Below are 12,542 nucleotides of genomic sequence, written 5' to 3' on the forward strand. Positions count from 1 at the left end.
AACGCTCGCCATGAACGCTCACAACACTCCCGTTTCGCCGATTCTTCCCGGCGCATGGCTCGGCATGGTCGGCGGCGGCCAGCTCGGCCGCATGTTCTGCTTCGCCGCGCAATCGATGGGCTATCGCGTCGCCGTCCTCGATCCGGACGAAACAAGCCCGGCCGGCGCCGTCGCGGATCGCCACATCCGCGCCGCCTACGACGACCGCGCCGCGCTGACCGAGCTTGGGCGGCTGTGCGCGGCGGTATCGACGGAATTCGAGAACGTGCCGTCCGCGAGCCTCGAATTCCTCGCGTCGTGCACGTTCGTCAGTCCGGCGGCGAGCTGCGTGGCGATCGCGCAGGATCGCGTCGCGGAGAAGCGCTTCATCGCGGAATCGGGCGTGCCGGTCGCGCCGCATGTCGTGATCGAATCGACGCAGGCGCTCGCCGCTTTGCCCGACGAGAAGATCGCGGCCGTGCTGCCGGGCATTCTCAAGACCGCGCGCCTCGGGTATGACGGCAAGGGGCAGATCAGCGTGCGCAATGTCGCGGAAGTGCGCAACGCGCATGCGTCGCTGTCGGGCGTGCCGTGCGTGCTGGAAAAGCGCATGCCGCTCAAGTACGAAGTGTCCGTGCTGATCGCGCGCGGCGGCGACGGCAAATCGGCCGTGTTTCCGCTCGCGCAGAACGTGCACGTCAACGGCATTCTCGCGAAAACCGTCGTGCCCGCGCCGGCTGCGCCCGATGCGCTCGTCGCGCAGGCGCAGGACGCCGCGCTGACCATCGCCGCGAAGCTTGGTTATGTCGGCGTGTTGTGCGTCGAATTCTTCGTGCTGGAAGACGGTTCGCTGATCGCGAATGAAATGGCGCCGCGTCCGCACAATTCCGGCCACTATACGGTCGATGCCTGCGCGACCAGCCAGTTCGAGCAGCAGGTGCGCGCGATGACCGGCATGCCGCTCGGCGATACGCGCCAGCATTCGCCGGCCGCGATGCTGAATCTGCTCGGCGATATCTGGTTCGATGGCGACAAGGCGCGTTCGCCCGCGTGGACCGAAGTCGCGGCGATGCCGGCCGCGCGGCTGCATCTGTACGGCAAGGAAGAGGCGCGCCGCGGCCGCAAGATGGGCCACATCAATTTCACGGCGGCGACGCTCGAGGAAGCGCGCACGGCGGCGCGTGACTGCGCGCGGATGCTGCACATTCCGCTCGATTGAGTTTTCCGACGTTATTTCGCTGTAGAAGCAATGACCATCATCTATCCGAGCGCCGCGCAGATCGACGAAGCCGCGGCTTTGCTCGAGGCGGGCGAACTCGTCGCGTTTCCGACCGAGACGGTCTACGGTCTCGGGGGCGACGCCGAGAATCCCGACGCCATCGCGCGAATCTATGCGGCGAAAGGGCGGCCGGCGAATCATCCGGTGATCGTGCATCTCGCGCCCGAAGCCGATCCGGGCTATTGGGTGCGCGAGTTGCCCGCCGATGCGCAAAAGCTCATCGATGCGTTCTGGCCCGGCCCTTTGACGCTGATTCTCAAGCGTGCGGCGCATATTCCGGCGGCGGTCAGCGGCGGACAGGATTCGGTGGGCGTGCGCTGCCCGTCGCATCCGGTGGCGCAGCAATTGTTGTCGGCGTTTCATCGGCGGCGGCTCGGGACGGGCAGGCAGGGCGGCGCCGCGGGGCCGTCGGCGAACCGTTTCGGCCATGTCAGCCCGACGACCGCGCAGCATGTTCGCGACGAGTTCGGCAATGTGGTGCATGTGCTCGATGGCGGCGCGGCAGATGTCGGCATCGAATCGACGATCCTGGATTTGTCGCGCGGATTTCCGGCGTTGCTGCGGCCGGGGCATGTGAGTCCGCGCGAGATCGCGGATGTGATCGGGATGGCGCCGAAGCTGCCGGATGGATCGGATGCGACCGCGCCGCGTGCTTCCGGTACGCTGAAGGCGCATTACGCGCCGCGCACGCCGCTCGCGCTGCTGCCGTTTTCATCGATCGAGCCGATGCTGGGCGATCGCGAGAGGAAAATTGCGCTGGTGGCGCGGGCATCGAGCGCGGGTGAGTGGGCGCATGCCGCGCATGTTCACTTCGTGGCGGCGCCCGAGGATCCGCTTTCTTACGCGCGGGCGTTGTATGGGTTGTTGCGGGCGCTGGATCGGGCGAACGTGGAGCGGATTCTGATCGAGAAGCTGCCGGAGACGGCGGAGTGGGTTGCGGTGAATGATCGGCTCGGGCGGGCGGCGGCGGCGTTCGAGGGCGGGTTTTTGCGCTGATTTGTGAAAGATGGGTTTCGGGGATTCTGCTTTCCCGTCAAGACGTTATGATGCAGGGGTTCCTCCGCGTGCGCGGAGATAGACCCTGCATCTCGATGACGTCGCTCTTGCGTTGTCCGGTTCCTCCGCGTGCGCGGAGATAGACCTCGTCTAGAATCCGTCTAAAATTTTTTCATCCAGGTTCCTCCGCGTGCGCGGAGATAGACCGCCGACGTCGCGCGGCCGCTATCGCGAGCGGTGGGTTCCTCCGCGTGCGCGGAGATAGACCCGTCAGCCAGCGCGCCGCGCCGGCGAATCAGATGGTTCCTCCGCGTGCGCGGAGATAGACCCCTGTGCCAGCGCCGCGCCGGTCGCGCCCGCGAGGTTCCTCCGCGTGCGCGGAGATAGACCGTTATATGAAAGTCAATAACCCTGGTTCTTTGAGGTTCCTCCGCGTGCGCGGAGATAGACCCGATCGAGAGTTCGTTGTCGGCCGCGTGCGGCCGGTTCCTCCGCGTGCGCGGAGATAGACCCCGTGCGATCACGCGCGGGCAGTCGGCGTGATGGGTTCCTCCGCGTGCGCGGAGATAGACCCCCAGAGGCGGGCATTGGAAGCGTTCCTCGTTTGGTTCCTCCGCGTGCGCGGAGATAGACCCTACGGCTTCGCAAACGTCACCGCCACCGGTGGGGTTCCTCCGCGTGCGCGGAGATAGACCCTTGTCGCCAAGGATTTTGCCGATGGCCTGCGCGGTTCCTCCGCGTGCGCGGAGATAGACTCCAGTCAATGCGCGATTCGATGGCGGTCATACAGGTTCCTCCGCGTGCGCGGAGATAGACCCGCGCAGAAGGTGCTGCTCGACGCGCTGAAGGGGGTTCCTCCGCGTGCGCGGAGATAGACCTGTATTACGGAAATAGAGCGCGATCTACACGATGGTTCCTCCGCGTGCGCGGAGATAGCCCTCCGGTTTGGCAGAATCAGCGGGCGAACGCGAAAAGGTCCCTCCACCTACGCGGAGATAGACCTCACCCGTCGCTGTAGCGCGGCTCACAACTCGCTTTCTCTCCGCCCTCGCGGAGTCAAAAAAAAAACCGCCCGGCGATCCCTCCCCGAGCGGTTTCCCCATCCTGACTCAGCCCAAAACCTACTTCCCCAACCCCGACTTCGCGATCGTCTGCTCGGCCGTCTGCGCATAAAGCGCATGCAGATGCGTCGTCGGATGCACGGTATCCGCGTACATATACGTCTGGTCAGCGCCTGCCACCGTCAACGTCTCCGGCGAGCAGAACAGCGACGTCGCGAACGCCTGAGGGTTCGGCTCGCCGAACTTCTGCGCCGCCGCAGCCATCGCCTGCAGATTGCAACCCGTGCCCGTGTTCGACACCGTGAACCCGAACTGCGCGAAATTCGCCGTGATATTGGCAAGCGGCGGAACGATATCCAGGTAAATCACCTTCGACATCAAGCCGCTTTTCGTCAGCGCCGCAGCCAGCGCCTGATTGAAGCCGAGCGATGCCTGCGTCAGCAAGGCGCGCGTCGTCGCGTTGCTCATCATGCCTTGCGGCGTCGTGCCGATATCCGGCACATTCGACACCAGCACATGCGTCGCGCCGCTCTGCACGATCTTGCCGATCACGCCCGCGAGATCGATCGCCGCCTGACCGATGGCCGCCGTCGCCGCTGCCGGCGTCAGTTGCCCGGCCTGCACGGCCTGAAGGTTGAACAGGATGTCGTTCGCGCCGCCATTGACGATCACGAGCTGATTCGAATTGAAGCTGCCGTGCGCAGACAGATAGTTCGACAACTGCGTGACGACCGGAACCGTCAGCGCCTGCGCGTAGTTGTTCGGATCGGTCGTCGCATGCCCGACGCCGATCGGATTCGTCACACGCGAGCCGCCTTGCGCATAGCCCAAACCCGTTTGCGTCGCGGGCGGCGTGCCGAACCCGCCCGTCGTCGCGGGCGTGAGCGTATCGCCGTAATACTGGGCGACGTTCTGCACCCAGACTTGTCCCGGATTCGTCGTGAATCGGCCGCCGCCGAAGTTCGCGGCGGCGACGGGCGCATACGTGCCGACATCGGAAAGGCTGTCGCCGAACGACACCACTTGCAGTTTCACGCCGCCCGGGGGCGTGGAATCGTTGTCATCGCCACCGCCGCCGCACGCGGCGATGAAGGCGAAGGCCGCGCTGGCCGTCGCGAGCTGGGCAAAGCGCACCAGTGCGGCGCGCGTCGAGCGTTGCTTCTTCATGGACCTCGTCTCCCTTCTTACGTGTTTTCTAGTTTGATTACGGCGTCCGACCGTCTCGCGGTCTTCGTGCCGCCAGCTTGCAAGTTTAAGCGATGCCGCGCGCCGTGCCCGACAGCGTACACGCGACGCGGGTATTGCCGGGCGTCACTTCGTAGAAGAAATCTTCGGTCGCGGCGCGCTTCGCCGCCGTCAGTCTGCCGCGCCGGGCCGGCGCGCGCCTTCGTAGACCCACTCGAGCAGCGCATCGTGCGCGGCCCGTGCGGCTTCGGCGCGCGGATCGTTGATGAAGCTCACGACGACGTAACTCTCGCCATTGGCCGCGCCGACATAGCCCGCAATCGCGCGCACATCGCGCAGCGTGCCGGTCTTGATGTGCGCGTTGCCGAGCGCGCCCGCGTTGGTGAGACGGTTGCGCATCGTGCCGTCGACACCCGCGATCGGCAGCGATTCGACGAACACCTGCGCGACCGGACTCGCGTTCGCGGCCATCAGGAGATCGGCGAGCGAGGTCGCGGAAATATGCTCGTCGCGCGAGAGGCCGGAGCCGTTGTCGAGCACGAGGCCGTTCATCGGCAAGGCGCTGCGCTTGAGGAACGTCTGGATGGCCGCCGATGATTTTGCCGTCGTCGCGGGCGGCTTCGATTGCGCCGCGCCGATCGTGAGGAACAGGTTGCGCGCCATCACGTTGTTGCTGAACTTGTTGATGTCGCGAACGATATCCGACAGCACCGGGCTGCGATGCGTGCCGACGAGCCGCGCACCCGACGGCGTCGGGCCTTCGCGCGTCGCGCCCTGGAACGTCCCGCCGGCCTGTTTCCAGAGGGCGAGGAAGCCGCCCGCGAAGAAAGTCGAATGATCGAGCGCCGCGACGTTGACCGTGCGCGAGCCGCAACGCAGCGGATAGTCGCCGACGAACGATGCCTGCACGAAGCCGCCCTGCGTCTGCGCGACGCTCGGCGACGCCGCCGAGAGCGAGCCCACGCACGCGCCGCGCGTGACGCGCAGTTCGTTGTCGATCTGCAATTGCGCGAGTTGCGGCAACACGTCGATGGACACTTGCCCGTCCGGGTTCGGCGTCAGCGTGAAGGACAGCGACTTGAACGCATACAGCAGCGGATCGGGACCGACGTTGTACGGCGCGCTGTCATCGTTGTCGAATGCGGGCAAATCGCGCGTCGACGCATCGAAATAACGTTTGTCGAGCACGAGCGCGCCGTCGATGCCCGTGATGCCGTTCTTGCGAATCTGTTCGACGAGATCGATCAGTTCCTCCGGCACGAGCTTCGGATCGCCCGTGCCCTGGATGTAAAGGTTTCCGTGCAGGACGCCTTGGGAATCGATGTCGCCGTCCGCGTAAGCGGTCGTCTTCCAGCGATAGTCCGGGCCGAGAATCGACAGGCCCGAATACGTGGTGACGAGCTTCATCGTGGATGCGGGAAGCATCGGCTCGTTCGCGTTGACCGAGACGAGCGGCAACGGCGCGCCGACACGTTGCACGACGACGCTCATCGACGAGAGCGGCACGCGAGCGCGCGCGAGCGCCGCCATCACCGATGCGGGCAGCGGGCCGGCCGGCACGCTTGCCTTTGCCGCGCGCTCCGTTTTCGCGCGCTTCGATTTCGCTCCGCCGATGGCTGCGCGCTGCGGCGCGTGACCTTGCGAATCGGCTTTGGAGCCGCCGCCGCGCGCGTTGGCATCGGGCATATGGCCGAGCGCGGCGCAGAAGGTCGCCGCGACGGCGTACGAAGTTATTCGGCGAACAAAGGAAGGGAAAGCGAGCGGCATGGACGAGCGTCGTTCGTGACTGAATGGCGCGGCGGCGCGCAACCGGCGAGGTCGCGCCGCGCGGGAAGCGGCTATTGTAGACAAGCTGGCTTGCGGAAATCGTACGGGCAAAAAATCATCGCGCCGCGCCGTGTCCCTCCGAAAGTGGACGATCCGCGCCGTTAAGTCCCGTTTAAGCCCCGCGCGGATACAATGACTCGCGATCTGGAGCCTATCCCTCGTAACCACGAAAAGACATGTGCCATGCGAATCCTGCTTGTCGAAGATGACCGGATGATCGCCGAAGGCGTGCGAAAGGCGCTGCGCGCGGACGGCTTCGCAGTCGACTGGGTGCAGGACGGCGAGGCTGCGCTCACGGCGGTCGCGGGCGAGCCCTACGACCTGATGCTGCTCGATCTCGGCCTTCCGAAGCGCGACGGCCTCGACGTGCTGAAGACCTTGCGCGCGCGCGCCAACTCGCTGCCGGTGCTGGTCGTGACGGCGCGCGACGCCATCGCGGATCGCGTGAAGGGACTCGACGCCGGTGCGGACGATTACCTCGTCAAACCCTTCGATCTCGATGAACTCGGCGCACGCATGCGCGCGCTGATCCGCCGTCACGCGGGGCGCGGAGAATCGCTCGTGCGGCACGGCGAACTGACGCTCGATCCGGTCGGGCATCAGGTGACGCTCGCGGGCGCGCCCGTGTCGTTGTCGGCGCGCGAGTTCGCGTTGCTCGAAGCGCTGATGGCGCGGCCGGGCGCGGTGTTGTCGAAGAGTCAGCTCGAAGAAAAGATCTACGGCTGGGGCGAGGAAATCGGCAGCAATACCGTCGAGGTGTATATCCATTCGCTGCGCAAGAAGCTCGGCGCCGATCTCATCCGCAACGTGCGCGGCCTCGGCTACATGGTCGCGAAGGACGCCTGATGCGGTCGATCCGCCGGCAATTGCTGATCTGGCTGCTTGCGCTCGTGATCGTCGGCGTGGGTTTCGCGGGATGGCTCATCTATCGCCAGGCGCTCGCCGAAGCGAACGAACTCTTCGATTACCAGCTTCAGCAGATCGCGGCCGCGTTGCCGTCGGAGCCGTTCTCGTCGGTGCTCAGCTCGCGCAGCGAAAGCGACGAAGGCGTCGTCATCCAGATCTGGAACCGCAACGGCGTGCTGATGTACTACTCGCATCCGCGCGTGCCGCTCGCGCCGCATGCGGAACTCGGCTTTTCGACTGAGATGACGCCGCGCGGGGAGTGGCGCGTGTATAGCGCGATCGTCGGCGATAACGTCGTGCAGCTCGCGCAACCGCTGTCCATCCGCAATCGCGTCGCGGCGGGCGTCGCGTGGCGCACGCTGTGGCCGCTCGTGCTGCTCTTGCCGCTGCTCGGGCTCGCGATCTGGGTGATCGTCGGGCGCGGGCTCGCGCCTTTGCAGCGCGTGACGCGCGCGCTCGACACGCGTCATCCCGAAGCGCTCGATCCGCTCTCCGACCAACGTCTGCCGCAGGAAGTGCGGCCGGTCGTGCGCGCGTTGAACGCGCTGCTTGCGCGGCTGTCGACCGCGCTCGATACGCAAAAGGCCTTCGTCGCCGATGCCGCTCACGAATTGCGCACGCCGCTCGCTGCCGTGCAGATTCAGGCGCAGCTCGTCGCGCGCGCGCAGGACGACGACACGCGCCGCGATGCGCTCAGGGATCTTCACGAAGGCATCGCGCGCGCGACGCGGCTCGCGGAACAGTTGCTCGCGCTCGCCCGATCGGAGCCGGACGGCAAGGCGGCGCTTGCATCGGTCGATCTGCGCGCGCTGCTCGAATCGTGCGTGCGCGGCTACGTGCTCGTCGCGCAGGAGCGGGGTGTCGATCTGGGTATCGAATCGAGCGAGTCCGCGACGGTCGAAGGCGATCCGGAAGCGCTGCGCGTGATGTTCAACAATCTCATCGATAACGCGACGAAGTACACGCCGAAGGGCGGGCGGGTGGATGTATGCCTGAGGGTGAGCGAGGGCCGCCCTGTCGTCGAAATCAGCGATACGGGGCCGGGCATTCCACCAGAAGAACGAGAAAGAGTGTTCGACCGGTTCTATCGCGTGGGAGAGAGCGCGGATCGCGCGCGCACCGATGTCGCGGGCAGCGGGCTGGGACTCGCGATCGTGAAGCGGATCGCGAGTCAGCATGGGGCGACGGTCGTGCTCGGAGAGTCGCAGGCGGGCGGGCTGTCGGTGTCGATCCGTTTCTGACGGCGGCTATGAAAGAGGCGGGATCGACGGGTCGACCGCGCAGCAATTTGAGCGCACAGCCTCCACAACCGGTTGCAGTGAGCAGGGCGATAAGCGCGTATCGCGCGACGGTTCGATCGATCCGGCCTGCAACGAGCGCCGTCTGATGAACGTCGCCAACGGCGTCGAGGGCACGGACGCTGTCAACATGAACCAGTTCAACGCAGTCCAGAGCAGCGTCGACACGGTGGCACGCGAAGCGTTTGCTGGCGTCGCCGCGGATGGCCATGCCAAACCTTACGCCAGGCCAACCGCTGCCTCGTGAACGCGGCTGCGTCGATCACTCCGCACGGTGACACCAGCGTGGCGTGCTCAAGTCGCCTACGCGTTCTAAGCGCGACAAGAAGCATCCGAAGCGTCGAGCAGTAGAGAAGGGCGGCTGTCATGCAGATGACAGCCGTCCTTCGTGTTTTTAAGAAAGATTTAAGCGAGCTCCCGTAATCTTCCTCCATCGACAAAGCGCGCTCCCGAAGAGCGCATCCCCTCGTCAGGAGCACAGATGAAAGCGAAGATCCTCACCCGCAGCGCCGTCGCGGCGGCTGTTGCCGTTGCCTTGTCGGCGGGTTACGTCGCAGGCCATAACAACGTCCCCGCGCCGCAGGTCATCGCGCCCGCGCAAGCCGCAATGATGCCCGCCGAAGCCGCGGCAAAAACCGGCATTCCCGATTTCTCCGGCCTCGTCGAGACCTACGGCCCGGCTGTCGTGAACATCAGCGCGAAGCACGTCGTGAAGCAGACGTCGAACCGTCGCAACATGAATCAGGTGCCGATGGACCCGGACGATCCCTTCTATCAGTTCTTCAAGCGCTTCGGCGGCATGCCCGGCTTTGGCGGTGGCGGCGATGGCGGCTCCGGCGCAGACCGTCCGAGCGAAGGGCTCGGCTCAGGCTTCATCGTGAGCAGCGACGGCTACATCCTCACGAACGCGCACGTCGTCGATAACGCGAACGTCGTCACCGTGAAGCTCACCGACAAGCGCGAGTACCGCGCGAAGGTCATCGGCGCGGACAAGCAATCGGACGTCGCCGTGCTCAAGATCGACGCGAAGGATCTGCCGGTCGTCAAGATCGGCGATCCCAACGGCAGCAAGGTCGGCCAATGGGTCGTCGCGATCGGCTCGCCGTACGGTTTCGACAACACGGTCACCTCGGGCATCATCAGCGCGAAATCGCGCTCGCTGCCCAACGAGAACTACACGCCGTTCATCCAGACCGACGTGCCGGTGAATCCCGGCAACTCGGGCGGCCCGCTCTTCAATCTGCAAGGCGAAGTGATCGGCATCAACTCGATGATCTATTCGCAGACGGGCGGCTTCCAGGGACTTTCGTTCGCTATCCCGATCAACGAGGCGATCAAGGTCAAGGATGCGCTCATCAAGACGGGCCACGTGGATCGCGGACGTCTCGGCGTGACGGTGCAGGGCATGAATCAGACGCTGGCGAATTCGTTCGGGATGAAGTCGCCGCAAGGCGCGCTCGTCAGCTCGGTCGAGCCGGGCGGACCGGCGGCGAAAGGCGGCTTGCAGCCGGGAGATGTCATCACCGCGCTGAACGGCGTGCCGGTCACCGATTCGACCTCGCTGCCGTCGCAGGTCGCCGGTCTCTCGCCGGGCACGGCCGCGAAGGTCACGGTGTGGCGCGACAAGGGATCGAAGGATCTGTCGGTGACCATCGGTGCGCTGAAAGACGCGAAAACCGCCAGCGCGAAGGCGGGCAGCGACGACGGCGCATCGGCGCAGGACGCGCGTCTCGGCGTCGCGGTGCGCCCGCTCACGCCGGAGGAGAAGCAGAACGATTCTCTTTCGCGCGGATTGCTCGTGCAGCAGGCGGGCGGCGCGGCGGCGAACGCGGGCATTCAGCCCGGCGACGTCATCCTTGCCGTGAACGGCCAGCCGGTCACGTCGGTGCAACAGTTGAAGACGATGGTTCAGCACGCCGGCGACAGCATCGCGCTCCTGATCCAGCGCGACGATGCGCAGATTTTCGTGCCCGTCGATCTCGGCTGACGCATGAATCGCAGCGCGATGCGGGCACGAAGCATGCTCCGGGAGTTGCCGGTGCCCCATCGCGTCACGCCGACGCATCGGGCGTGACGCCGGCTGCGCTTTCGGGCGCGGCGGCATCGGAAAAAAGGAGCCAAAAACATGACGAGCAAGACCACGGGTAAGCTGGCGGCCACGCTTATCGTAGCCGCGATGACCACGGCGACGGCGGGCGGCGCCTGGGCGCAGCAGGCGAGCGGGACCACGGGCGGCACGTCGACCGATTCGTCGAGTGCCGGCAACACCAACGGCGGCGGTCTGCCGCAGATCGAGCAACAAGGCGACGTCTCGTACACGTCGGGCGGCGTGGGCCTCGACGAATCGCGCGCATTGTTGCGCGAACAGGCGCATTGGCCGCTATCGCTGCGCTTCACGGGACCGACGGCCGATTATCTGTCGGGCGTGCACGTGCGTATCGTCGGCGGCAAGGGCGGCGAAGTGCTGTCGACCGAATCGATGGGACCGTACATGCTCGTCAAGCTGCCGCCGGGCAGCTACACGGTCTACGCGAAGTACAAGGACCAGGAGAAGAAACAGGCCGTGACGGTCGCGGGGCCGGGCAAGGCGAAGGCGGCCTTCCACTGGAACATTCAGTAAGCGCGGGCGTCCAAAGAGCAGACGTTCAGGCATCGAAAGCGCTCACGCAGCATCGGCAGTTTGTCTCATAATCAAGCCACGGGTGTCTCGACGACTCGTGGCTTTTTCTTGGGATGCCGGTTCTCACGCGGGAGGGGCAGCACGATGGGCACGGAACTGAACGACGGGCACGAAACGGCGCATCACATCGAGATCACGCCGAACGGCCGGCGCTGCCGCGTGATCCATCAGGGCGTGACTTATGCCGACACGCACGCGTCCTTCACGCTCATCGAGCAGGGCGCGGAAAAGGTGCATTACTTTCCGCGCGCCGATGTCAACATGGCACGCCTCGAGCGCTCCATTCACACGACGCATTGCCCGACCAAGGGCGAGGCCACGCACTATCATCTGCTGACCGAAGACGGTCCGGTCGAAAACGCCGCATGGAGTTACGAATCACCGCTCGATGCCGCCGTGAAGATCAAGGGCTATCTCGCGTTCTACGTGTCGCGCGTCGATCGCATCGACGAAACGTCTTAGGCGCGCGGGCGAACAGACACCGCACATCCGCTCATTCATAACGAACGCATGCGATTCCCGGTCCGGAGGCTCGAATGGAAGTCACCGATGCGTTGTGCGTTCCGCTCGATCCGGCGCACGTCCGGGAAGCGCTTTCCGATCTCACGCTGCTGCGCGCGAGCCTCGACAATTGCGAATCGTTCACGTGCACGCCCGCCGGCGAATATGTTCTCACGCTGATCGTGCCGCTCGGCGCGCTGCGGGCGCGCTATGAAATCCGCGCGCATGCCGCCGGGCGCACGCGTCAGGCAGCGCATGTCCCGCCTGACGACACCGAATCCGCCGACACCGTCTACGCGCGCACGCTGAGCTTCAAGGCGCGCGGCGAAGGCGTCGGCTCGTTGCGCGGGCAGATCGCCGTCGCGCTGAATCCGGACGACGACGGCGCCGCAACCTGGATCGAATACACCGTCTGGGCGACCGTCTCCGGACCACTCGCCGGCTTGCCAGCGCGCCAGATCGAGAACGCGCTGCGCGAGGGCGCCGACGATTTCTTCGCCGAATTCTGCGAAGTGGTGCGCGCGAAGCACGGCTTGCCGTCGATGCGCGCGGCGGGCGAGGGCGCCGCGCGCCGTCATGTGTTCCTGCGGCCCGGCGCGATGTCGGCGGCGATGTCGGTGGCGTTTTCGCGTCGGCCGGGCGCGCGTTCCGCCGATGCCCACGCGAGCGGCGTGCTGCGGCATCGGCTGCACGGACACGGCTTCGTGCATCGCGAGCGCGATCATTCCCACGATCCGCATCCGCTTGGCCTGCCGGTTTGGGCGTGGGCGGCGATGCTCGTGTGCATCGCGCTCTTCGCCTATTTCGCGCAGCACGTCGGGACGTGACGT

General features: G+C 65.7%; 11 protein-coding genes and 1 CRISPR repeat array. Of the genes, 9 read left to right on the forward strand and 2 right to left on the reverse strand.

The window, feature by feature from the left end; all coding sequences use genetic code 11:
* Positions 1 to 10: 10 nt before the first annotated feature.
* Positions 11 to 1,198, forward strand: coding sequence for a 5-(carboxyamino)imidazole ribonucleotide synthase (locus tag AWB77_RS04075; protein WP_061133041.1), 1,188 nt, complete (start codon positions 11 to 13; stop codon positions 1,196 to 1,198).
* A 30-nt stretch (positions 1,199 to 1,228) separates the two neighbouring features.
* On the forward strand, positions 1,229 to 2,254 hold the full coding sequence (locus tag AWB77_RS04080; protein WP_061133042.1) for an L-threonylcarbamoyladenylate synthase: 1,026 nt from the start codon (positions 1,229 to 1,231) through the stop codon (positions 2,252 to 2,254).
* Between the two features lie 57 nt (positions 2,255 to 2,311).
* A CRISPR array of direct repeats spans positions 2,312 to 3,256; the repeat unit is 28 nt; unit sequence GGTTCCTCCGCGTGCGCGGAGATAGACC.
* Between the two features lie 119 nt (positions 3,257 to 3,375).
* Here AWB77_RS04080 and AWB77_RS04085 read toward each other — a convergent pair.
* Together AWB77_RS04085 and dacB are read right to left on the reverse strand one after the other, a co-directional pair.
* A complete protein-coding gene (locus tag AWB77_RS04085; protein ID WP_061133043.1) occupies positions 3,376 to 4,482 on the reverse strand; it encodes an SGNH/GDSL hydrolase family protein in 1,107 nt (368 codons plus the stop codon).
* 189 nt (positions 4,483 to 4,671) lie between these two features.
* Positions 4,672 to 6,267 carry a D-alanyl-D-alanine carboxypeptidase/D-alanyl-D-alanine endopeptidase gene (gene dacB / locus AWB77_RS04090; protein WP_061133044.1) on the reverse strand — a complete coding sequence of 532 codons (1,596 nt, stop codon included), beginning with the start codon at positions 6,265 to 6,267 and terminating at the stop codon, positions 4,672 to 4,674.
* A gap of 243 nt (positions 6,268 to 6,510) precedes the next feature.
* On the opposite strand from dacB, the gene AWB77_RS04095 reads away from it, so the two are divergent.
* The 7 genes from AWB77_RS04095 to AWB77_RS04120 all read left to right on the forward strand — a co-directional run bounded on the left by AWB77_RS04095 (position 6,511) and on the right by AWB77_RS04120 (position 12,539).
* Entirely contained in the window at positions 6,511 to 7,173 is a 663-nt protein-coding gene (locus AWB77_RS04095) for a response regulator (RefSeq protein ID WP_061133045.1), read from the forward strand.
* A complete protein-coding gene (locus tag AWB77_RS04100; protein ID WP_061133046.1) occupies positions 7,173 to 8,474 on the forward strand; it encodes an ATP-binding protein in 1,302 nt (433 codons plus the stop codon). Before AWB77_RS04095 ends, AWB77_RS04100 begins: the two co-directional genes overlap by 1 nt.
* Positions 8,475 to 8,619: 145 nt before the next feature.
* Positions 8,620 to 8,778, forward strand: coding sequence for a hypothetical protein (locus AWB77_RS36695; RefSeq protein ID WP_244158397.1), 159 nt, complete (start codon positions 8,620 to 8,622; stop codon positions 8,776 to 8,778).
* Between the two features lie 234 nt (positions 8,779 to 9,012).
* Entirely contained in the window at positions 9,013 to 10,518 is a 1,506-nt protein-coding gene (locus AWB77_RS04105; RefSeq protein ID WP_061133047.1) for a DegQ family serine endoprotease, read from the forward strand.
* A 138-nt stretch (positions 10,519 to 10,656) separates the two neighbouring features.
* Entirely contained in the window at positions 10,657 to 11,151 is a 495-nt protein-coding gene (locus tag AWB77_RS04110; protein ID WP_061133048.1) for a hypothetical protein, read from the forward strand.
* A gap of 144 nt (positions 11,152 to 11,295) precedes the next feature.
* On the forward strand, positions 11,296 to 11,673 hold the full coding sequence (locus AWB77_RS04115; protein WP_061133049.1) for a DUF427 domain-containing protein: 378 nt from the start codon (positions 11,296 to 11,298) through the stop codon (positions 11,671 to 11,673).
* Positions 11,674 to 11,747: 74 nt separating this feature from the next.
* On the forward strand, positions 11,748 to 12,539 hold the full coding sequence (locus AWB77_RS04120) for an SRPBCC family protein (RefSeq protein ID WP_061133050.1): 792 nt from the start codon (positions 11,748 to 11,750) through the stop codon (positions 12,537 to 12,539).
* Positions 12,540 to 12,542 lie beyond the last annotated feature (3 nt).

Origin of the sequence: Caballeronia fortuita, assembly GCF_001544835.2 — a bacterium.
Classification (GTDB): domain Bacteria; phylum Pseudomonadota; class Gammaproteobacteria; order Burkholderiales; family Burkholderiaceae; genus Caballeronia; species Caballeronia fortuita.